Annotated in this window: 18 protein-coding genes and 1 other RNA gene; 13 read left to right on the forward strand and 6 right to left on the reverse strand. The window is 60.5% G+C overall.

Features of this window, described 5'->3' with window-relative positions; genetic code table 11:
- Positions 1–113: 113 nt before the first annotated feature.
- Both dnaK and grpE read right to left on the reverse strand, forming a co-directional pair.
- The gene (gene dnaK / locus UIB01_RS16790; protein ID WP_038663031.1) at positions 114–2,027 is read right to left on the reverse strand and encodes a molecular chaperone DnaK; all 1,914 of its coding nucleotides are present in this window, start codon (positions 2,025–2,027) and stop codon (positions 114–116) included.
- Positions 2,028–2,126: 99 nt separating this feature from the next.
- Positions 2,127–2,696, reverse strand: a complete 570-nt coding sequence (gene grpE, locus UIB01_RS16795) for a nucleotide exchange factor GrpE (protein WP_038663033.1) — start codon at positions 2,694–2,696, stop codon at positions 2,127–2,129.
- 202 nt (positions 2,697–2,898) lie between these two features.
- On the opposite strand from grpE, the gene recN reads away from it, so the two are divergent.
- Positions 2,899–4,572: a DNA repair protein RecN gene (gene recN / locus UIB01_RS16800; RefSeq protein ID WP_038663036.1), complete on the forward strand. Its 1,674-nt coding sequence runs from the start codon at positions 2,899–2,901 to the stop codon at positions 4,570–4,572.
- Positions 4,573–4,629: 57 nt separating this feature from the next.
- Here recN and fur read toward each other — a convergent pair whose 3' ends face one another.
- Positions 4,630–5,034 (reverse strand): ferric iron uptake transcriptional regulator, encoded by a 405-nt coding sequence (gene fur, locus UIB01_RS16805; RefSeq protein ID WP_003280866.1) that lies wholly within the window; start codon positions 5,032–5,034, stop codon positions 4,630–4,632.
- A 95-nt stretch (positions 5,035–5,129) separates the two neighbouring features.
- Between fur and UIB01_RS16810 the strand changes: the two genes are divergently transcribed.
- A complete protein-coding gene (locus tag UIB01_RS16810; RefSeq protein WP_038663039.1) occupies positions 5,130–5,645 on the forward strand; it encodes an outer membrane protein assembly factor BamE in 516 nt (171 codons plus the stop codon).
- Positions 5,646–5,686: 41 nt separating this feature from the next.
- Here UIB01_RS16810 and UIB01_RS16815 read toward each other — a convergent pair whose 3' ends face one another.
- Positions 5,687–6,013, reverse strand: coding sequence for an RnfH family protein (locus tag UIB01_RS16815; protein WP_038663042.1), 327 nt, complete (start codon positions 6,011–6,013; stop codon positions 5,687–5,689).
- The gene (locus tag UIB01_RS16820) at positions 6,006–6,440 is read right to left on the reverse strand and encodes a type II toxin-antitoxin system RatA family toxin (RefSeq protein ID WP_014819218.1); all 435 of its coding nucleotides are present in this window, start codon (positions 6,438–6,440) and stop codon (positions 6,006–6,008) included. The genes UIB01_RS16815 and UIB01_RS16820 overlap by 8 nt, the downstream gene beginning before the upstream one ends.
- A gap of 207 nt (positions 6,441–6,647) precedes the next feature.
- Between UIB01_RS16820 and smpB the strand changes: the two genes are divergently transcribed.
- Positions 6,648–7,130, forward strand: coding sequence for an SsrA-binding protein SmpB (smpB, locus tag UIB01_RS16825; RefSeq protein ID WP_003299438.1), 483 nt, complete (start codon positions 6,648–6,650; stop codon positions 7,128–7,130).
- 71 nt (positions 7,131–7,201) lie between these two features.
- Here smpB and UIB01_RS16830 read toward each other — a convergent pair whose 3' ends face one another.
- Positions 7,202–7,987: a GntR family transcriptional regulator gene (locus UIB01_RS16830; protein WP_038663046.1), complete on the reverse strand. Its 786-nt coding sequence runs from the start codon at positions 7,985–7,987 to the stop codon at positions 7,202–7,204.
- Positions 7,988–8,254: 267 nt separating this feature from the next.
- Here UIB01_RS16830 and UIB01_RS16835 point away from each other — a divergent pair, with 267 nt between their 5' ends.
- The 10 genes from UIB01_RS16835 (at position 8,255) to UIB01_RS16875 (ending at position 22,415) form a co-directional block, all read left to right on the forward strand.
- Entirely contained in the window at positions 8,255–9,949 is a 1,695-nt protein-coding gene (locus tag UIB01_RS16835) for an L-lactate permease (protein WP_038663049.1), read from the forward strand.
- A 249-nt stretch (positions 9,950–10,198) separates the two neighbouring features.
- A complete protein-coding gene (locus UIB01_RS16840; RefSeq protein ID WP_038663051.1) occupies positions 10,199–11,020 on the forward strand; it encodes a (Fe-S)-binding protein in 822 nt (273 codons plus the stop codon).
- A complete protein-coding gene (locus UIB01_RS16845) occupies positions 11,017–12,477 on the forward strand; it encodes a LutB/LldF family L-lactate oxidation iron-sulfur protein (protein WP_038663053.1) in 1,461 nt (486 codons plus the stop codon). Before UIB01_RS16840 ends, UIB01_RS16845 begins: the two co-directional genes overlap by 4 nt.
- Positions 12,474–13,145 (forward strand): LutC/YkgG family protein, encoded by a 672-nt coding sequence (locus UIB01_RS16850; RefSeq protein WP_038663056.1) that lies wholly within the window; start codon positions 12,474–12,476, stop codon positions 13,143–13,145. Before UIB01_RS16845 ends, UIB01_RS16850 begins: the two co-directional genes overlap by 4 nt.
- Complete coding sequence (locus UIB01_RS16855) at positions 13,142–15,994, forward strand: FAD-binding and (Fe-S)-binding domain-containing protein (protein ID WP_038663059.1); 2,853 nt, start codon at positions 13,142–13,144, stop codon at positions 15,992–15,994. The genes UIB01_RS16850 and UIB01_RS16855 overlap by 4 nt, the downstream gene beginning before the upstream one ends.
- A gap of 181 nt (positions 15,995–16,175) precedes the next feature.
- A complete protein-coding gene (locus tag UIB01_RS16860; RefSeq protein WP_038663061.1) occupies positions 16,176–16,481 on the forward strand; it encodes a PA2433 domain-containing protein in 306 nt (101 codons plus the stop codon).
- 132 nt (positions 16,482–16,613) lie between these two features.
- Positions 16,614–16,992, forward strand: a transfer-messenger RNA (tmRNA) gene (gene ssrA, locus UIB01_RS22895).
- A 98-nt stretch (positions 16,993–17,090) separates the two neighbouring features.
- The gene (locus tag UIB01_RS16865; protein WP_026006482.1) at positions 17,091–19,532 is read left to right on the forward strand and encodes a site-specific integrase; all 2,442 of its coding nucleotides are present in this window, start codon (positions 17,091–17,093) and stop codon (positions 19,530–19,532) included.
- Between the two features lie 162 nt (positions 19,533–19,694).
- Positions 19,695–20,954: a site-specific integrase gene (locus UIB01_RS16870; protein ID WP_011914403.1), complete on the forward strand. Its 1,260-nt coding sequence runs from the start codon at positions 19,695–19,697 to the stop codon at positions 20,952–20,954.
- A 1,095-nt stretch (positions 20,955–22,049) separates the two neighbouring features.
- On the forward strand, positions 22,050–22,415 hold the full coding sequence (locus UIB01_RS16875; RefSeq protein WP_017243953.1) for a histone-like nucleoid-structuring protein, MvaT/MvaU family: 366 nt from the start codon (positions 22,050–22,052) through the stop codon (positions 22,413–22,415).
- Position 22,416: the final 1 nt, after the last annotated feature.

The following is a 22,416-nucleotide window of genomic DNA, read 5'->3' on the forward strand; positions in this document are numbered from 1 at the left end:
GAACCCTCAATTTCATGCCTTCCAGACACGCCGACGCGGGAGCAAGCCCCCGCGCAGCGGTCGGGCCCGCCCGAACGATGTCGGGACGGGCTGGAGCGGAAGCAAGCCAGGGCTTACTTGTTGTCCTTGACCTCTTCGAACTCGGCGTCGACTACGTCGTCACCCGGCTTGCCCTGCTCATCGGCCGGCTGACCTTCACCAGCCTGAGCCTGCTCGGCGTACATCTTCTGCGCGACCGGAGTGGAAGCCTGGGAAACGGCAGCGATCTTCGCCTCGATCTCGGCCTTGTCGTCGCCCTTGATGGCCACTTCCAGCTCGCCAAGCGCCTTCTCGATTGCGGCCTTGTCGTCATCGCTGGCCTTATCGCCGGCTTCGACAAGCATCTTGCGGGTCGCGTGCACCAGCTGATCGCCCTGGTTACGCGCAGTCGCCAGCTCTTCGAACTTGCGGTCTTCCTCGGCATTCGCCTCGGCGTCACGCACCATCTGTTCGATTTCCTCCTCGGACAGACCGGAGTTGGCCTTGATCACGATGGACTGCTGCTTGCCGGTAGCCTTGTCTTTGGCGGACACGTGCAGGATGCCGTTGGCGTCGATATCGAAGGTAACCTCGATCTGCGGCATGCCGCGCGGCGCTGGCGGAATCTCGGCCAGATCGAAGCGGCCCAGCGACTTGTTCTGCGTAGCCTGCTTGCGCTCGCCCTGCAGCACGTGAATGGTCACGGCGCTCTGGTTGTCGTCGGCAGTGGAGAACACCTGCGACTTCTTGGTCGGGATGGTGGTGTTCTTCTCGATCAGCGGAGTCATCACGCCGCCCAGGGTTTCGATACCCAGGGTCAGCGGCGATACGTCGAGCAGCAGCACGTCCTTCACGTCACCGGCCAGGACCGCGCCTTGAATGGCAGCGCCCATGGCGACGGCTTCGTCCGGGTTGACGTCCTTGCGTGCTTCCTTGCCAAAGAACTCGGCGACCTTCTGCTGCACCAGCGGCATACGGGTCTGACCACCGACCAGGATCACGTCGTCGATCTTGGAAACGTCGACACCGGCATCCTTCAACGCGATCCGGCAAGGCTCGATGGTGCGCTGCACCAGATCCTCGACCAGCGCTTCCAGCTTGGCACGGGAGATCTTCACGTTCAGGTGCTTCGGACCGGTCGAGTCTGCAGTGATGTACGGCAGATTGACGTCGGTCTGCTGGCTGGAGGACAGCTCGATCTTGGCCTTCTCGGCCGCTTCCTTCAGGCGCTGCATTGCCAGCGGGTCACCCTTGAGGTTCATGCCGCTTTCTTTCTTGAACTCGTCGACGAGGTAGTCGATCAAGCGGATGTCGAAGTCCTCACCGCCGAGGAAAGTGTCGCCGTTGGTGGCCAGCACTTCGAACTGGTGCTCGCCATCGACTTCGGCGATCTCGATCACCGAAACGTCGAAGGTACCGCCACCCAGGTCATAAACGATCACGGTGTGGTCGCCCTTGGCCTTGTCCATGCCGTAAGCCAGCGCAGCCGCGGTCGGCTCGTTGATGATGCGCTTGACGTCCAGACCGGCGATGCGACCGGCATCCTTGGTGGCCTGACGCTGGCTGTCGTTGAAGTAGGCCGGAACGGTGATCACCGCCTCGGTCACCGGCTCACCGAGGTAGTCCTCGGCGGTCTTCTTCATCTTTTTCAGGATTTCCGCGGAGATCTGCGGCGGTGCCATTTTCTGGCCATTCACCTCGACCCAGGCGTCGCTGTTGTCGGCCTTGACGATCTTGTAAGGGACCATCTGGATGTCTTTCTGCACGACGTCCTCGTCAAAACGACGACCGATCAGACGCTTCACCGCATACAGGGTATTGTGCGGATTGGTCACTGCCTGACGCTTGGCCGACTGGCCAACCAGAATTTCGCCGTCGTTCGCATACGCGATGATCGACGGAGTGGTACGGCCGCCTTCGGCGTTCTCAATAACCTTGGCCTTGCCGTTTTCCAGAATCGAGACGCAGGAGTTGGTGGTTCCCAGGTCGATACCAATAATCTTGCCCATTTAATTCGCTCTCCAAATTTCGATTGGTCCGCGCCTGTTTTACCGGCTGCGGGTAACACAAAAACGCTTGGCTACCAGATGGGGGTCGGCAACCGGATTTCAAGCCTTCTCATCAATCGAAGGCGGCGCATCGGCGGGCGCCTTGCTGACGACGACCATCGCCGGACGAAGCAGGCGACCGTTGAGCAGGTAACCTTTCTGGAACACCTTGAGCACACTGCCCGGCTCGACATGGGTGCTCTCTTCCATGGCCATGGCCTGGTGATGCTCAGGGTTGAACGGCTCGCCATGCGGATCGAGCTGCTCGAGCTGGTGACGCGCCAGCGTGTCCTGCAACAGCTTGAGGGTGAGCTCGACGCCTTCGCGCATCGGCTTGACCGCCTCGTCATCAGCACTGGACAGCTCAAGACCACGCTCAAGACTGTCGGCAACCGCCAACAGGTCACCGGCGAACTTCTCCAGCGCAAACTTGTGAGCTTTCTCGACATCCTGCTCGGCGCGCCGGCGAATGTTCTGCAACTCGGCCGCCACGCGCAGGGACTGGTCCTGCGCCGCTGCCAGCTGCTCTTCCAGCGATTGCACGCGTGCAGCCAGGTCCTCGGCTACGTCCGCTTCCGAATGCTCGGGCGTTTCCGGGTTCTGGTTATCCAGGTTCTGCTCGTCGGCCATGAGTCCTCCTCTCTATACGATCAGCGGGCAGCAAACCCGCGCTTGTGCCGCTATATGGGGGCGCGAAAGCCGGCTTCAAGGGCATAACACAAAGTGCATCGAGCGAAATGACGAGCGACCGCACATTCATCCACCCGCGCTTGTAGCCGCAGGGAAAACCACTGTATAAATAGCCAGCCACGCAAACATCGGGAGCCTTGCCATGCTGGTTCATCTGTCGGTACACAACTACGCCATCGTCGAGCATCTCGACCTCGAGCTGAAACGCGGCATGAGCGTCATCAGCGGTGAAACCGGCGCAGGCAAGTCGATCATGCTCGACGCGCTCGGCCTGACGCTGGGCGACCGGGCCGATAGCAGCGTGGTGCGCATCGGCGCCGACAAGGCGGACATTCTTGCCAGCTTCGACCTGGATGACATTCCCGACGCCCGCGACTGGCTTGCCGAGCGCGACATGGACCACGACGGCCCCTGCATCCTGCGCCGCGTCATCACCGCCGAAGGTCGTTCCCGCGGCTATATCAATGGCACGCCCTGCCCACAGGGCGACCTCAAGGCGCTTGGTGAGCTGCTGATCGATATCCACAGCCAGCACGAGCACCAATCCCTGCTGAAGACCGATACCCATCGGCGCCTGCTCGACGAGTACAGCGGCAGCCAGGAACTAGCGCGCCAGGTGCAACTGGCTGCGCAACGCTGGCGGCAGACCCGCCAGACGCTGGAGCGACTGAGTAACAGCGGCGATGAACAACGCGCCCGCCATCAGCTGCTCAGCTACCAGCTCGAAGAACTGGAAAATCTTGCGCTTGGCGAAAGCGAGCTGGAGCAACTGGAGCAGGAACACAAGCACCTCGCCAACGCCGAACAGCTGCTCGGCGCTTGCCGCCAGGTCATGGAGCTGTGCAGCGAGAGCGATGCCGGCAACGTGCTGTCGGCACTCACCAGCAGCCTGCAACGCCTCACCGCATTCCAGAACCAGCCGCAAGCCCTGAGCGAAGCGGTTAACCTGCTGGCCAGCGCGCAGATTCAGGTCGAAGAGGCCATCGGCGAACTCAACCGCTTCGTCGATCATTTCGACGCCGACCCCGAGCGCCAGCAGACGCTGGAAGAGCGCCTAGACACCATCTACACCTTGGCCCGCAAGCACCGCGTCCAACCCACCGAACTGCCAGCCCTGCATCAGCAACTGCTGGAAGAGCTCGAAGGACTCAACGCCGATGACGAAGCCGTTGAGCGTCTTGGCGAGGAGCTGGCGGCCTATGCCCGGCACTATGAAGAGAAAGCCGGCGAACTTAGCCGCATACGCCAGGCAGCAGCCGATCAGCTGGCGAGCGCGGTGGAAGTGGAAATCCAGCGACTGGGCATGCCAGGCGGCAAGTTCAGCGTGCAACTCAAGCCCGCTGCCGAAGGTGAGCTGATGCCGTATGGCCTCGAGCAAGTGGAGTTTCTGGTCAGCGCCAACCCCGGCCAGCCTCTGCGACCGTTGGCCAAGGTCGCATCCGGCGGCGAATTGTCACGCATCAGCCTGGCGATTCAGGTCATCACGGCGCAGACGTCTCGCGTACCGACGCTGGTATTCGACGAAGTCGACGTTGGCATCGGCGGCCCCACCGCGGAGGTTGTCGGGCAGCTGCTGCGACGCCTCGGTGAGCGCGGCCAGGTGCTGACTGTCACCCACCTGCCCCAAGTTGCCGCGCAGGGGCACCATCACCTGTTCGTGCACAAGGCCCGCGGCAGCGATGAAACCCGTACCGCGGTAGCCGAACTGGATCAGGCCGGCCGCGTCGAGGAGATCGCGCGAATGCTCGGCGGTGTCGACCTGACCGAGCAATCGCTGGCACATGCCCGGCAGATGGTCACATCGGCCCAGGCCTGAACCCAATGGGCAGGCACAAAAAAGGCGGCCTTGGCCGCCTTTTTCACGCACTGAAGATCAGTCTTTCTTGCGCACGTAGAGCACCAGATTGTGATCCACCAGCTCGTAGCCGTGGCGCTTGACGATCTCTTTCTGCAGCTTCTCGATCTCGGGATCGAAGAACTCAATGACATCGCCACTATCGACGCAGACCATATGGTCATGGTGGCCACCGTCGGCCAGTTCGAAGACGGCATGACCACCATCGAAGTTGTGCCGAACTACCAGGCCGGCCGCCTCGAACTGGGTCAGCACGCGATAGACCGTCGCCAGACCGACATCCTCACCCGCTTCCATCAACGCCTTGTAGACGTCTTCGGCACTCATGTGACGGCGATCGGTAGTGTCCAGCATCTGCAGGATCTTCACCCGCGGCAGAGTTACCTTGAGCCCAGCTTTACGTAGTTCGCTATTTTCGACCATGGTTGGCTTTCTCGCTGCTGCTGTTTCGCAGCCTCCTTCAATACGGGTATGATCCGGGTTCTTTGCCCAGCCAAGATAGTGGAAGTCACCCACCGATGCAAAACACCAAGCTCATGCTGACCAGCCTCACCCTCGTGGGTCTGTTCGCACTCGCCGGTTGTTCATTTCCCGGGGTTTACAAGGTCGACATTCAACAGGGCAATGTCGTCACGCAGGACATGATAGACCAGTTGCGCCCCGGAATGACCCGCCAGCAGGTGCGGTTTATCATGGGCAACCCGCTGATCACCGATACCTTCCATGCCAACCGCTGGGACTACCTGTACAGCATCCAGCCCGGTGGAAGTCAGCGCCAGCAGGAGCGTGTGAGCCTGGTATTCAACGCGAACGACCAACTGGCGGGTCTGGCTGGCGATTTCATGCCTGGCGTGAGTCGTGACGAGCAGATCCTTGGTCGCGACGCTAAGACGCCGGTCACCTCACCTGCAGCCAAGCCAAGCCAGCCTGAAGAGCGCCCAGCTCCGGGCTCGCTGCTCGAGCAAATTCAACGAGAAGTGGACCAGGCCGAGCCGGTTCCGGTACCGATTCCCGAACCGCTTGAAACCGAATAACCAAACGCCCGGCTAGCCCGGGCGTTTTTGTTTCAACATGTTCAGGCGTCTGCTTCGGGCGTCTCGCCTTTGCTTTTGGCCGCCCGCGCGGCGCGCTGCTTGCGCACCTCTTTCGGGTCGGCAATCAACGGCCGGTAGATCTCGACGCGCTCCCCCTCCTCCAGCACCCTTTCTTCGGGCTTTGGCACCGCCTTGCCGAAAATCCCCAGTGGCGCAGAAGAGAGATCCAGTCCAGGAAAGTGCGCATCCAGGCCCGAACGCAGCGCAGCCTCGCGCACGGTGGTGCCGGCGGGCACAGTCATCTGCAGCAGCTTCTGTTTGTCCGCCAGCGCATAAACCACTTCGACCGCAATCGATGACTTATCCATAAAGCTGCTTCGCCCGTTCGCAGAAGGCATCGACCAAGGTGTTGGCTGCCTGGTTGAACAGCGGCCCGAGCGTAGCCTTGACCAGCGGCCCGGCGTAATCGAAGGTCAGGTCCAGGCTGATCTTGCAGGCCTTTTCACCCAGCGCCTTGAACTCCCAGATGCCATGTAGATGGCTAAATGGTCCTTCCTCAAGCGTCATCTCGATCCGCTTGCCGAACTCCAGCGCGTTACGCGTCATGAAGCGCTGACTCAACCCAGCCTTCGCCACCGTCATGCTGGCATGCATTTCGGTCTCGCTACTGGAAAGCACCTCGGTCGCAGAACACCAAGGCAGGAACTGCGGGTAGCTGGCTACATCATTGACCATGTCGAACAGCGCCTGCGCGGGATACGGCAGCAGCGCGGAACGTTGAATGTGCGTCGTCATGCGGACCTTCTACGTCGTCATTTCATTGCGCGCCACCCGAACGTTGGCGCAGCCAGCCCGCAACCGCGTTCCGGACGATGCCGGGAAATCGCTCAGCGCAAAGCGGGACACATTGTCGGGGATTAACGGCTGCCCCTCAAGTTTCTGCCGCCAGCCCTCTTGCAGGCTGTCGCCAGCCGCAGCGGGACTCCCTATAATGCGGCCCCTATGGCCAAACAGAAGAAACAGTCCCCCGGGACCATCGCGCTGAACAAGAAAGCGCTACACGATTACTTCATCGAACAGAAATTCGAGGCAGGCCTGGTCCTGGCCGGCTGGGAAGTGAAGAGCATGCGTGCTGGCAAGGCTCAGCTGGTGGACAGCTACGTCCTGCTAAAGGACGGTGAAGCCTGGTTGATGGGCGCGCACATCACGCCGCTGACCAGCGCCAGCACCCACGTCATCGCTGACCCGACCCGCACCCGCAAGCTGCTGCTGAACAAGCGCGAGCTGGGCAAGCTGTTCGGTGCCGTGCAGCAGAAAGGTTACGCCTGCGTGGCGCTTTCGCTGTACTGGAAAAAGCACATGATCAAGTGCGAGATCGCCCTCGGCAAAGGCAAGAAGGAGTACGACAAGCGTCACACCGAGAAGGAACGTGATTCCGATCGGGAGATTCAGCGCGCCATGCGTACCAAGGGCAAGGACGACTGAGCCACGCTCAGCGCTTGGCCTGATCAGCCCAAGCAGTGATACCGAGCCGGCAGCCAATGCCGGCCCCGCCCTCAACCTTCCTTCTGCATCCTTTCACCCTGCCGACGCTGCGCGCGCGCCAGACGCTGAGCCTCCTGCTGACCTTCAGCCAGCACTTCCTGCACGTAATTGATATGCCGATGAATGACCTCCCGCGCCTCGGTCGCTCGCCTGGCCATGATCGCCTCGTACAACTCGCGATGCTGGCTCATCAGCATGTCCCGCGTTTCGTCACGCAGGGCGTACATGCCGCCGATATTGGTCACCACGTTGCGCTTGAGCAGGTCGAACAGGCCACGGATGGTATGCAGCAGCACCGCGTTGTGGCTGGCTTCGGCAATGGCGAGATGGAACTGGGCATCGGCTGCGCCCTCTTCCGCCCGGGAGACCTTGCCTTCCCGGGCGTAGCAGTCCTGCAATGCGGAAAAGGCTTCGGTGAGCCGCTTCCGATCCACCTCGGTCGCACGCAGCGCTGCGTAGTAGGCGCAGCTGCCCTCGAGCGTGTGGCGAAACTCCAATAAGTCGCGCTGCGCATCGCTGTTGTTTTCCAGCAAGTGCAGCAACGGATCGCTGAACGTCGAGCCCAGCGACTCGGCGACGAACGTGCCTCCACCATGCCGACTGACCAGCAAGCCCTTGGCCGCGAGCTTCTGAATCGCTTCACGCAACGAAGGCCGCGAAACCCCAAAGCTTTCAGCCAGGGCGCGCTCGGCAGGGAGACGTTCACCCGCTTTGAGCGTGCCCTCGAGAATCATGGTTTCCAGCTGCGCGACGATGTCGTCCGCCAGCCGCCGCTGCCGCACCATCCCCACATCCATATCAGCCCCCGAATGGTCTTACCAATCGAGAAATGCTAGCCATGACCGTGCATCCGCACAAGGGTGACTGTTGCGACCAAAGTCTATAGCTAGCTAATTGACGCCCCTATACGCAGCTCTTACGCTGGCCATTCCATCCTGTTAATTGGTCTTACCACTTTACAGGTGGTCTAAAAATAAGAGGACTCAGCATGAGATCTGCGCACAACAACAACTCCACGGTCCGCTCAGGGCCCCATCTGAACCGAACCGCAGGGGAAGCCTGACATGTCCAACGGACTGCTCGCACTTTTCGCCTTCACACCCATTCTGCTCGCGGCAATCATGCTGATCGGCCTGCGCTGGCCCGCCAGCCGCGCCATGCCGCTGGTCTTCCTGTTCACCGCAGCCATCGGGCTGTTCGTCTGGGACATGAGCGTCAATCGCATCATTGCCTCGACGCTGCAAGGCCTGGTGATCACCCTGGGCCTGCTGTGGATCATCTTCGGCGCTATTCTGCTGCTGAACACCCTGAAGCATTCCGGCGGCATCACAGCCATTCGTGCCGGCTTCACCACCATCAGCCCTGACCGCCGCATCCAGGCCATCATTATCGCCTGGCTGTTCGGCTGCTTCATCGAAGGTGCCTCCGGCTTCGGCACTCCGGCCGCCATCGCCGCACCGCTGCTGGTAGCGGTCGGCTTCCCGGCGATGGCCGCAGTCCTGCTCGGCATGCTGGTGCAAAGTACGCCAGTGTCCTTCGGTGCGGTCGGTACGCCGATCGTCGTTGGCATCAATAGCGGCCTGGATACCGCCACCATCGGCGCGCAACTGGTCGCGCAGGGTTCCAGCTGGAACGCCTACTTGCAGCAGATCACCAGCAGCGTGGCGATCACCCATGCCATCGTCGGCACCGTGATGCCGCTGATCATGGTGCTGATGCTGACCCGCTTCTTCGGCAAGGAGAAGAGCTGGAAAGCCGGCTTCGAGGTGCTGCCGTTCGCGATCTTCGCCGGCCTGGCATTCACCCTGCCCTACGCGGCCACCGGCATCTTCCTCGGCCCGGAATTCCCGTCGCTGCTGGGTGGCCTGGTTGGCCTGGCGATCGTCACCACTGCTGCCCGCTTCAAGTTCCTGACGCCGAAGACCACCTGGGACTTCGCCGACGCCAAGGAATGGCCGGCCGAGTGGCTGGGCACCATCGAAATGAAGCTGGACGAGATGGCTGCCCGCCCGATGAGCGCCTTCCGGGCCTGGCTGCCCTACGTGCTGGTCGGTGCGATCCTGGTGATCAGCCGGGTGTTCCCGCAGGTCACCGCTGCGCTGAAATCGGTATCCATCGCCTTTGCCAACATCCTCGGCGAAACCGGTATCAATGCGGGCATCGAGCCGCTGTACCTGCCGGGCGGCATCCTCGTCATGGTGGTGCTGATTACCTTCTTCCTGCATGGCATGCGCGTTTCCGAGCTCAAGGCGGCGGTGAAGGAATCCAGCGGCGTACTGCTCAGCGCTGGCTTCGTACTGCTGTTCACCGTGCCGATGGTGCGCATCCTGATCAACTCCGGCGTCAACGGTGCCGAGCTGGCCAGCATGCCGATCGTCATGGCGCGCTACGTCGCCGATAGCGTCGGCAGCATCTACCCGCTGCTGGCGCCAGCTGTCGGTGCACTGGGTGCGTTCCTCGCCGGCTCCAACACTGTCAGCAACATGATGTTCAGCCAGTTCCAGTTTGGCGTTGCCCAGTCGCTCGGCATTTCCGGAGCGATGGTAGTTGCCACCCAGGCCGTTGGCGCTGCAGCGGGCAACATGGTTGCGATCCACAACGTGGTGGCCGCATCCGCCACCGTCGGCCTGCTCGGTCGTGAAGGCTCCACGCTGCGCAAGACCATATGGCCTACGCTGTACTACGTGCTGTTCACGGGGGTGATCGGCCTGATCGCCATCTACGTGCTAGGCGTGACCGACCCGTTGGTCGGAGTGTAAGAAACAGGAATCGTGCCCCCGCTTGGGGGCACGGTTGCATTCCAGAAACCGCACCTGACAGGCGCATTGAAAAACGTAGGCGAGGCAGGCAAGACGAGGCAAAAGTAGCCGAAGAAAGGACTGGGCTCGCATACGAGTTTAGGTTCCTAAATGAGCATTCTGAGGCTGCTTTTAACGACGTATTGCCAACGCAGATAGTTTTTCAAGAGCCTGTTTGCGGATAACCGGGCTAACCCGGAGACCAAGCCGATGAGCGAACTCTTCTACGATGCTGCGCCGAACGCTACCCGCGTCGCGCCGCCGCTGCCAAAGCCGCGCGAATACCCCGCCAAGCCGAGCCAGGTTTATCTGTTCGGCACCTGCGTGGTCGACCTGTTCTATCCTGAGGCTGGCCTGGATGCCATCCGCCTGCTGGAACGCGAAGGATTGACCGTGCACTACCCGCAGGGCCAGACCTGCTGCGGTCAGCCGGCCTACACCAGCGGCTACACCGACGAGGCCCGCAACGTCGCACGGGCGCAACTGGACCTGTTCGCCAACGACTGGCCAGTGGTGGTGCCGTCCGGCTCCTGCGCCGGCATGCTGCGCCACCATTATCTGGACCTGTTCAAGGACGAACCGGCCACGCTGAAGAAGGCGCAGGCCTTGGCCGAGCGCACCTTCGAGCTGGCCGAGTTCCTGCTCAATGTCTGCAAGGTCGAATTCAAGGACGCCGGCACGCCGACCAAGGTTGCCCTGCATACCTCCTGCTCGGCCCGCCGCGAAATGAACACCCACCTGCACGGCCGTGCCCTGCTTGCCCAGCTGGGCCAGGTCGAGCGCGTCGAGCATGATCACGAAAGCGAATGCTGCGGATTCGGCGGCACCTTCAGCGTGCGCATGCCCGATATCTCCGGCGCCATGGTGCTGGACAAGACCCGCGCACTGAAGGAATCCGGCGCGCATCAGGTGATCAGCGCCGACTGCGGCTGCCTGATGAACATCAATGGTTCGCTGGAAAAGCAGCGTGAAGCCCTGCGCGGCCAGCATCTGGCGAGCTTCCTCTGGCAACGCACCGGAGGTGCCCGATGAACGCCGAACAGCGTATTCCCGCGATACAGATCGAGAACGCCGGTGACCCGGATTTCCGCGCCCGCGCCCGCAAGTCCCTGAAGGACGACCAGCTGCGGCGCAACTTCCGCACCGCCATGGACTCGCTGATGACCAAGCGCGCAGTGGCCTTCAGCGATGCCGACGAACGCGAGCGGCTGCGCGAGATGGGCAACCGTATCCGCGCCCGTGCACTGTCCAAGCTGCCCGAACTGCTCGAGCGACTGGAAACCAACCTGACCCGCAATGGTGTGAACGTGCACTGGGCGGAGACGGTTGAAGAGGCGAACAACATCGTCCTCGAGATCGCCCGCGCTCATGAGGCGCGCCAAGTGATCAAGGGCAAATCGATGGTCAGCGAAGAGATGGAGATGAACCATTTCCTCGAAGGCCATGGCATCGAATGCCTGGAATCGGACATGGGCGAGTACATCGTCCAGCTCGACCACGAGAAGCCTTCACATATCATCATGCCGGCAATCCACAAGAACGCCGGCCAGGTCGCGTCCCTGTTCCACGAGAAACTCGGCGTGGAGTACACCAAGGACGTCGACCAACTCATTCAGATCGGCCGCCGCACCCTGCGCCAGAAGTTCTTCGAGGCCGATATCGGCGTCTCCGGCGTGAACTTCGCGGTGGCTGAGACCGGCACCCTGTTGCTCGTGGAAAACGAGGGCAACGGGCGCATGTCCACCGGCGTGCCGCCGGTACATATCGCTGTCACCGGCATCGAGAAGGTGGTCGAGAACCTGCGTGACGTGGTCCCGCTGCTCTCGCTGCTGACCCGCTCGGCACTGGGCCAGCCGATCACCACCTACGTCAACATGATCTCCAGCCCGCGCAAGGCCGACGAGCTCGACGGCCCGCAGGAAGTGCATTTGATCCTGCTGGACAACGGCCGCAGCCAGGCTTTCGCCGACAGCGAGCTGCGCCAGACGCTGAACTGCATCCGCTGCGGCGCCTGCATGAACCATTGCCCGGTGTACACCCGCGTCGGCGGCCACACCTACGGCGAGGTCTATCCCGGACCGATCGGTAAGATCATCACGCCGCACATGGTCGGCCTGGACAAGGTGCCGGATCACCCCAGCGCCTCGTCGCTGTGCGGCGCCTGCGGCGAAGTCTGCCCGGTGAAGATCCCGATCCCGTCCATCCTGCGCCGCCTGCGTGAGGAGAACATCAAGGCACCGGACGATCCGCACAAGGTCATGCGCGGCCAGGGCAGCAAATACTCGAAGAAAGAACGACTGATGTGGGCCGGCTGGCGCCTGCTCAACACCAGCCCGGCGCTGTACCGCGTGTTCGGCTTCTTCGCCACTCGCCTGCGCGGCCTGACGCCATCGAACATCGGCCCCTGGACGCAGAACCACAGCGCACCGAAACCTGCCGCCCGCTCGCTTCACGAGCTGGCCCGCGAGCACCTGGAGGGCAAGCGATGAGCGCCAAGGCCAATATCCTCGCCAAGCTGAAGAAGAGCCTGGAGGGCACCACGCCTATCGTCGATGACTACGACGTATCGCTGGTCACCCAACCCTGGAGCTACGCGCCCGAGCAGCGCATCGCCCGCTTGCGCCAGCTGATGGAAGCGGTGCACACCGAGATCCACCTGACCACGGACGCCGGTTGGCCCGCCCTCCTCGAACAGCTGCTGCATGATCGTCAACTGCCGAGCCTGCTGATCGCCCCGACCACGCCGTACGGCCAGCGCTTCACCGCGCATTGCGCTGGCCGTGAAGGCCTGCCGACGCTGAAGGCCTACGACCGCCCGGTCGAGGACTGGAAGGACGAGCTGTTCAACGACACCCCGGCGAGCCTCACCGGCACCCTCGGCGCCATCGCCTCCACCGGCAGCCTGATCATGTGGCCGACCCGCGAGGAGCCGCGCCTGATGAGCCTGGTGCCGCCGGTGCACTTCGCCATCCTCAAGGCCAGTGAGATCCACGACAACTTCTACGAGATCCAGCAGAAGTTCCAGTGGGCCGCCGGCATGCCGACCAATGCGCTGCTGGTCTCCGGCCCGTCGAAAACCGCCGACATCGAGCAGGTGCTGGCCTACGGCGCCCACGGGCCGAAGGATCTGATCCTGCTGATCCTGGAGGACGCATGAACGCGGCCGCCCAGCTTGAACGCGCGCCGCTGCCGGCCGAGTTTCTCCGCAAAGTCGAGCGCCTGATCCCGATTGAGCGGCGCTTCGACGATCCGCTCTCCACCCTCGCCTTCGGTACCGACGCCAGCTTCTACCGGCTGATTCCCAAACTGGTGGTGCGCGTCGAATCCGAAGCCGAGGTGATCGCGCTGCTCAAACTGGCTCATGCGGAGAACGTCCCGGTGACCTTCCGCGCCGCGGGCACCAGCCTGTCCGGCCAGGCGATCAGCGACTCGGTGCTGATCGTGCTCGGCGACAACTGGAACGGCCGCGAGATTCGCAACGGCGGCGAGCAGATCCGCCTGCAGCCCGGCGTAATCGGTGCCAACGCCAACGCCGTGCTCGCGCCATTTCAGCGCAAGATCGGCCCTGATCCGGCCTCGATCAACGCCGCCAAGATCGGCGGCATCGTCGCCAACAACTCCAGCGGCATGTGCTGCGGCACGGCGCAGAACACCTACAAAACCCTCGCCGGCCTGCGCGTCGTGCTGGCCGATGGCACCGTGGTCGACAGCGAGGACGCCTCCAGCGTTGCCGCCTTCCGCCAGAGCCATGCGGCGCTGCTCGAACAGCTGGCCGAGCTGGGCCGCGAAACCCGCGCCAACAGCGAACTGGCGGCGAAGATCCGCCACAAGTACCGACTGAAGAACACCACCGGTTTCTCGCTCAATGCGCTGGTCGACTACGACGAGCCGCTGGATATCCTCAACCACCTGATGGTCGGTTCCGAAGGCACGCTGGGCTTTATCAGCGCGGTGACCTACGACACCGTGCCGGACCACCCGCACAAAGCCAGCGCGCTGGTGGTGTTCCCTGACGTGGAAACCTGCTGCCTGGCCGTACCGGTACTTAAGCAGCAACCGGTGTCCGCCGTGGAGCTGCTCGACCGTCGCAGCCTGCGCTCGGTCGAGCACAAGGCCGGCATGCCCGAGTGGGTGAAGGAGCTATCGCCGACCGCCTGCGCACTGTTGATCGAATCGCGCGCCGCCAGTCAGTCGCTGCTGCACGAGCAGATCAACCTGATCATGACCTCCATCGCGCATTTCCCGGTGGAAAAGCAGGTCGACTTCAGCGAAGACCCGGTTGTCTACAACCAGCTGTGGAAGATCCGCAAGGACACCTTCCCGGCAGTCGGCGCCGTGCGCCAGACCGGCACCACAGTGATCATCGAGGACGTGACCTTCCCCGTTGAGCGCTTGGCCGAGGGCGTCAATCGGCTGATCGAGCTGCTCGACAAGCACCGTTACGACGAGGCGATCCTTTTCGGCCACGCGCTGGAGGGCAACCTGCACTTCGTCTTCACCCAGGGCTTCGATGATCCGGCCCAGGTCGCCCGTTACGAAGCCTTCATGGGCGAAGTGGCGCAGCTGGTCGCAGTCGAATTCGGCGGCGCGCTCAAGGCCGAGCACGGCACCGGGCGCAACATGGCGCCCTTCGTCGAGCTGGAATGGGGCAGCGAAGCCTACGCGCTGATGTGGAAGATCAAGCGCCTGCTCGACCCCACCGGCATCCTCAACCCGGACGTGGTGCTCTCCGAAGACCCGGACATCCACCTGAAGAACCTCAAGCCGATGCCGGCCGCCGACGAGATCGTCGACAAGTGCATCGAGTGCGGTTTCTGCGAGCCGGTCTGCCCGTCCAACGGACTGACCCTGACGCCACGCCAGCGCATCGTCATCTGGCGCGACATCCAGGCACGCAAGCGCGCCGGTGTCGACACCACCGAGATCGAGCGCCTCTACCATTACCACGGCATCGAAACCTGCGCCGCCACCGGCCTCTGCGCCCAGCGCTGCCCGGTGGGCATCAACACCGGCGACCTGGTGCGCAAGCTACGCGGGCGTGAAGCGAACAAAACCGGCACCGCCAACTGGCTGGCCGACCATTTCTCCACGGCCGTGCAGGGCACCCGTTTCATGCTGCATGCCGCCAATGGCGCGCACATTATCCTCGGCACCAAGCGCCTGGCCAAGCTGTCCGCGACCATGACCAACGCCAGCAAGGGCCGCGTGCCGCAATGGACCCCAGCCACGCCGCAGCCGCTACAACACCTGCATCTGCCCAAGCCCAGCGCTCAGGACGAGCGCCCGCGCGTTGTCTACTTGGCCGCCTGCGTTTCCCGAGCAATGGCGCCGGCCGCACGCGACCAGGAGCAGGAGCCGCTACTGGACAAGACCCGCAGCCTGCTGGAAAAGGCCGGCTACCAAGTGATCTTCCCCGAACACCTGAACGACCTGTGCTGCGGCCAGCCGTTCGCCTCCAAGGGCTATGCCGAACAGGGCGAACGCAAGCGCCAGGAAATGCTCGACGCGCTGCTCAAGGCCAGCCGCGGCGGGCTTGATCCGATCTACTGCGACACCAGCCCCTGCACGCTGCGCTTGGTCCAGGGCCTGACAGATCAACGCCTCGACATGTACGACCCGGTGCGCTTCATCCGCACACACCTGCTCGACAAGCTGGACTTCGTGCCGCAGGAAAAAGCGATTGCCGTGCACGTCACCTGCAGCACCCAGCACCTGGGCGAAGCGCAGGCACTGATCGATATCGCCCGCCGCTGCGCCAAGGAAGTCGTGGTTCCGGAGGGTATTCATTGCTGCGGTTTCGCCGGTGACAAAGGCTTCACCACGCCGGAACTCAACAGTCACGCCCTGCGCAGCCTTAAAGATGCGGTGCAGATATGCGATGAAGGCATCTCCACCAGCCGCACCTGCGAGATCGGCCTGTCACGTCATGGCGAGATCGACTATCACGGGCTGGTCTACCTGGTGGATCGCGTAACGCGAAGCAAAACAGCGACGCCAACGCTCTAGCACAGGCGTTACGGCCCTGCTCAGCGGAGCGGGGCCGTTTCGTTTGTGTCGCTTCGATGAACGCTCACGCGCAATCGCAGTCGGAATTTTAGAGCCCCTGACGGGTTCGATTCGACTCGGCGCCGCCGTTTCAGCAGTTCTCTGGCAGGCCCGGGAAGTCCACAAGACTGGAGGACCCACAATGAAAGTTCATGCACTGCTCGCGTCCGCGGTACTGCTCGCCAGCCCCGCCGTCTTCGCACAGAACGATCTGTGCCAGACCAATTTGCAGGAAATCGACGACAACATGGCCACCAACACCGCCACCTTGGGTGAGCCGGCCAAGAGCAAGGTCGAGGAGTACGTCCAGCAGGCCCGCCAGGCTCAGCAGTCCGGCGATACCGAAGCCTGCATCGCCCACTCCACCAAAGCGCTGCAAGAGTTGAAAGGCCCGGGTAGCTCCGGCAGTGGCGGCACCGCCGGTTCCGGCTCTGGCGGCGGCAACTGAGCCAAGGCGGTGGGATCGTGTAAACGATCCTGCCGCAGCGAGCTGTACGCTTTTTAACCAGCATGATTAAAAAGTGATCGACACACCGTAAAGATCGCCGTACACTCGCGCCCAGCACCACAAGCGTCACCAGGGGCCGATTAGGATTCGACGCCGGTAACAAAACTTGAGGGGCATGCCGAGTTGGTAACAGAACTCGTAAATAAACTGTTGCAAACTTATAGTTGCCAACGACGACAACTACGAAGGGTACGCGCTAGCCGCCTAACCTTCATCTGGTAGCTTCGGCTCCAGCGGTCACTAGGGGATGCCTGTAAACCCGAAATGACTGTCAGACAGAACAGGATCGCCGCCAAGTTCGCTGTAGACGTAACGGCTAAAACTCATACAGCTCGCTCCAAGCACCCTGCCAATCGGGCGGCGCGGAGTTAACTCAGTAGATCTGGCTAAGCATGTAGAACCGATAGCGGAGAGCTGGCGGACGGGGGTTCAAATCCCCCCGGCTCCACCATTTCAACACTGAAACCCGTCTAGAACGCGGGTTTCAGACCAGATTTGATGGCATTGGATTACTCACAGTCCGTCTGTGAATCCAAAAGGTATGCCATCATGTCCCAGCGCCAAAGCAAAACAGGTGTTCCGCACCTCGTCTATCAAGCCAAAACCGGCTTCCAGTACTACCTGACTTTCCCAAAGCATTTCGCAGCCAACCCCAAGCTGCCCGCGCAAATCCGGTGGGCGCTAAGTCACGACGAAGCCCTAGCCCGCGATCTCGCTAAGTACCTGAATGCTTCTTTCGAGCAGTTCCTTGCCAAGGCAACCGAGCACTACGTCGAGCTCTTTTCTGACCGCCTGCTGGTTGACCTCCAAAGGTTTCACCTTGCGGTAGCGGAAGCACTTAAATTCGCCGACCGAGTTTGGAAAGTCCGCCCGTCGCCAATGAAGCTCGCGAACCAAGACCTTTCGGTCGCCGACGCTCGCATGATGAAAGAGAGTGCCGAGCGTGTAGTGCTCTATAGCCACGAGCCAGGGGGCGAAATTTTCTTCGCACTGACACCAACGCCCGCACTGGTAAAAGCGCTTGGCGTTGGGTTCGTACGCTTCGACTGGCCGCTCGGAACCTGCAATCACAACGTCGCCAGCGACGCTGCCCGGTACATTTACGCCGCCCTTGATGTGCTTGAGACTGTCCCACCCTCTCCAGGTCGCTACTCGAAAGAATCTCCTGCGTTTGCAGCGATGACGCTTTATGAATACCTGTGCCATGCCCGCCCAGACCAGGGTCGGAATCTCATGCACATCCCCCCAGCACTACCGCAATCTCGGCAAGCTTTGCATTTTCATCTTCAGCAAGCCAACGCGATGCATCTGAAGCTCCGCATCATTGATCGAGCGCTCTTGGTGCAGGAGGGATCGGGGCTTTATGTGATGCTTATCGAACTCGATCCGCTGTGCATGAAAGCGCATCTGAGAGAAAAGAAAAGCTTTCGGGTTGAGCTGCTCACTAGCTCCATCATCATTGCGGTCCTCATGCTGACGTATACGCTGCAGAAGGTTGATAAGGTGCTGTTGCGTTACTTTCAGGAAGACGATCACCAAGATCCTTACGCCCAAGCCATGCAGGAAATCGGTGACCTGGTTCGGCGGATGTTGGGTTCTGCTGCAACCGCCGAGCCTATGCAGACGATTCCGGAGCTGAACTCGCCGACAGATGCTGTGGCACCGCCACAGGATCCAGGCACGCTCGCGTTGCTGAATGCGCTCGGGAGCGTTCTGCCCGACGCGCAGAAAGCCAAGCTTGAAACCCTCTTTACGCAACCCTCCGTCAACGATCGCATTGTCTCGCCGGCGCGTGGTTCAAACGCAGGGTTGAGCCTCGCAGCTTTGGTAAAGGAATACGAAGAACGGCAAATTCGTGAAGGCGCCTGGGCTAACCCGCGGACTCGCATTACCGCAAAGGCCCGCCTGGAAGGCCTGTGCGAGCTGCTTGGCGGGCACCGGCAAGTCGAGACGCTGACTCGCGCTGAATTCAACACGCTACGCGATCATCTGCGTAGCTATCCGAAGAACCGGCATCGCCTCCGTGCCACGCGTAACCAGCCGCTAAGTAAGATCATTAGCGACGGTAAGTTCGAGCCAATCAACCCTCGCACTGCGAAAAAGTTTTTTGAGCTGGCAAGGGCCCTTGTCACCTACGCTCATGATCAGGGTTACATCACCGAAAATATCGCGGCCGGATTGGCATTCAGCACCAAAGGAGCCGAGGCGCCGAGGAAGCGCACGTATAGCCCAAGCCAGATCGAGAAACTTCTTCACGGTCCGGCCTACACACTGACCACGCCGCCGCGCTGGCGCTTGGATGACTACAAGTTTTGGCTGCCGCTGCTTGGCCTTTTTACAGGCGCAAGGCTAAGTGAGCTGTGCCAGCTACGGCTCGAAGACATTCGGCAAGAACTCGGCGTCTGGCTCATCAGCATCAATCGAAGCGGGTCGAAACAGCTGAAGACGTCCGATTCGGAAAGGTTGGTGCCGATTCACCGGCAGCTTATCGAGTCGGGCTTCCTGGAGTTTCATCAAGCACGCCTGGAAGCTGTCGAGCGAGACGGCAAGGCTCCGCTTTTCGACAATATTCGGGTATACGGCGACCTTTCTCCCGGGCATGTTGCGAGCCGTTGGTTTCTCGGCTCAAGCCAGATTAGCCGGGGTTACCTTGGGCTTTGCGGCCTGGGAGATGACGGCCTGACGTACCACGGTCTGCGCCACACCTTTATCAATCAATTTCGCAGACAGAACCTTGACCTGGCGAAAGCCAAAGCGCTTGTAGGCCACTCGGATAAAAGTACCACCGGTGGGTACGGCGACTGCTATCCGTCTGACGTGCTCAAAGACGAGCTCGACAAGCTCGATTTCGGGCTAGGGCTGGGACACATCCATTACCGGCACTATCAAGAGTTACGAGAACGCCAGGGCGTTTTCAATGTCGGTCGCCCGGTTGGCACCCCCTTCCCCAGCGTGCGGGTTGCTAAGCGACACTGGAAAACGTACGCATAATATTCAGCTAATAAAAGGTAGGGGCTCGCTCTTACCTTTTGCTCATCTTGCGATTATTGACAAGTTGTCAATAAAAACTATCGCATGGTAAATCCTAATAGATTATCTTGACTGTTTATCCATCCAGTAATAATCTCAAGCCTCACCCACTGTGAGGTATATATGAATGTAACTGCCCCCCTCTCCATTCCTTTTTACAAAGGCCTGAGTCTTATCGTCGAACCCGGCCATGAAGAACACTTGCGAATCGCGTTGGCAAACATTTCAGCGATTACGGATGCGATAAACCGCTTTCAGTCTTCTCCTTTGCTTACCGAGTTCATGGACATAACGCTGTCCCGCTTTCTGCGAGAAAACAATTACGCAGGGAAATCCGAGCACATGCTTCGAGCGCGGATGGAGAAACTAAAAATCGCTCTGACGCAAGATAATCCTACCCGCCGAGTTGCTGAGCTTGATCGGGCCGACGTACAGCGTCTGAAGGATCAGCTACCGTCGTTACTCAAGCAGAACGCTGCGTCGGGTAGCAAAGGCGCAAACCTCACGACCTACTATCAGTTGTTCAATCGAATGCTGGACGAAGCACTTGAGAGCAAGCTGATTACCGAGGCGATCAAAGTCGCGACCTGCAATACAAAACACGCCGAAATCACCAAGCCATTTCTGGATAGCAATCTGAATCAGATGTTCTCAGGCTGGCCCTACAGAAAGTATCTCGCAGGCGACCTGCCGAAAATCAACCAGGACGCCAAGCCCTATCGGTTTTGGTTGCTCCCGCTTGGGCTCTATACCGGCGCGCGGCTTAACGAGCTCTGCCAGCTACGTGTGCATGATGTGATCCAGGATGTCCACGGCGTAGACCTTATCGATATCAACGATAATGGCTACAACAAGTCGTTGAAGACGGGGCCGTCGGCTCGGCAGATTCCAATCTGCTCGAAGCTAGTGGAGATGGGCTTTCTAAATTTCGTAGAAGAACGGCGCCAGGCCGATGGCAATGACGCTCTGCTTTTCAACGAGCTGAGCTTCGATCCAAAGCACCTATACTCCCGCGACCCAAGTCGGTTTTTCTGCGGGCCGTGCACGGGTACAGGATACATCGGTCAGCACTGTCCGCCGGCGGTTAATGGCGGGCTCAATTTTAAAAGTCTCCGTCGCTCGTTTGCCGTTCGGCTGGAACGGTCAGGCATATCTCCATCCACGATCGCCTATCTGCTCGGCCATGAGGGTGGTGCACCAGAAGTCACAGCAGACCATTACCTGGAGCAGCCACTGAGTCTGAGATTACTGGAGCAGATGGAACGGGGACTGACATACAACGCACAGACCGAGCAGATCCGCTGGGAGCATTTTAAAAAGCTGCTCGCAAACCAAGCCGGACGCGGAAAGCGAGGAAGGAGAACTAAGCAAAAGCCTTGCTAGCGCGTAGCGTTCAAAACAATCATCGCCTGGAGATGATTATGAGACAGGATGAATAAAAGGCCGCAGCCAATCTGCGGCCTTTTTCGTTCTGAACACAACAGGAAAGAAACCGAATTTTCACGCAACTCCGGGCATCGCTTGCGGCGACGGTTGGCACGCCCTATCGCTGAGCACAGTCCACCATCGAAGAACTTGCATCCGCTGCGACGAGAATTCCGTGACAGTCGGCTGCTGCCACACAAATTTCAGTTGAAGCGTGGGCGCTTTGGCATCAGACCGGACACCGCTTCATAACGCCACTGTGACAGACACACGGCACGGTCACCCGGCGCATCGACACTCACTAACTGCCGCAAGCCCTACGAGTGACACGGCGAGACTGCAGCACTCGAGTCATGTGACATGGCGGTCGTAAGACAAGTGTGCCGCAGTGATCGGGCTTATGATTGAGGCCGGGGCGGCAGCGCCCGCGAATGGCGCAGCTCACGTCTGTGCACAATCGCCATTTCGGCCAGGCAACGCCTGGCGGCTATGATTTGACAACAAAATTGCGGGGGCATACTTGAAGCAGCGAAGCGTTCCTTCAAGTATGCCCCCGCGCCCCATACTTGAAACCTTCAAGTATGGGGCAGTTGAGCATTTTGGGCGTTTGCAGGTAAGCGAAACGAATGTGGAGCGAGACCGAGCAATAAGACCAAAATGATCAACTGCCTTCGCGAAGCGGCTGCCATTGTTGTCAAAAAAGGCAGCTTTCTTCATTTGCCGCAGGTAAATGGCTAGCTCCAATTTCGATGCTATGCATGGCTACCTCTGCTAAAGCAGAAGAAGCCTGCTCACGTCCGCTTCCTCTACGGGATGCGCGACGTTTCTATGCAACGGCCGCCGCTTGGTCACCTCCCATTTTGCTAACCCACCACTTCATATGTCAGGAAGTACGCACCTCTCTGGCTGACAAACACTCCGCAGCGCCATCCCTGTACCAGCCTTCTCGATGACTGAATTACTCACGAAATCGGTCGGTCCTTAGTTTTCTCCCTCCGTGCCCAAGCGGTAGACTGAGACACACAAAGCAGTTTCGTTCTCCGAAGGTTACCCATGTCCAAACTCGCCGAATTCAAAGCTCTAGAAGCCCAGCTCGCAGCCCAGCTCAAGCAGCTTGATGCTCTTAAGAATGACGACAAACTCAAGCGCGAAATCGAGTTCGAGGAAAAACTCCGCAATTTGATGGGGCAATATGACGTAGGCCTGCGCGAAATTATTTCAATATTGGATCCGCAGCCCAGCCGCACCAGCATCAGCGCCACCCCGACGTCTCAAGCGCCTCGTCGGCAGCGCCAAGTTAAGGTTTACAAAAACCCAGAAACTGGAGAGGTGGTAGAGACGAAGGGTGGCAATCATAAGATTTTGAAAGCTTGGAAAGAAAAGCACGGCGCCGAAAAGGTAGAGGGTTGGCTTCAGTAAG

The organism is Stutzerimonas decontaminans (genome assembly GCF_000661915.1).
Taxonomy (GTDB): Bacteria; Pseudomonadota; Gammaproteobacteria; order Pseudomonadales; family Pseudomonadaceae; genus Stutzerimonas; species Stutzerimonas decontaminans.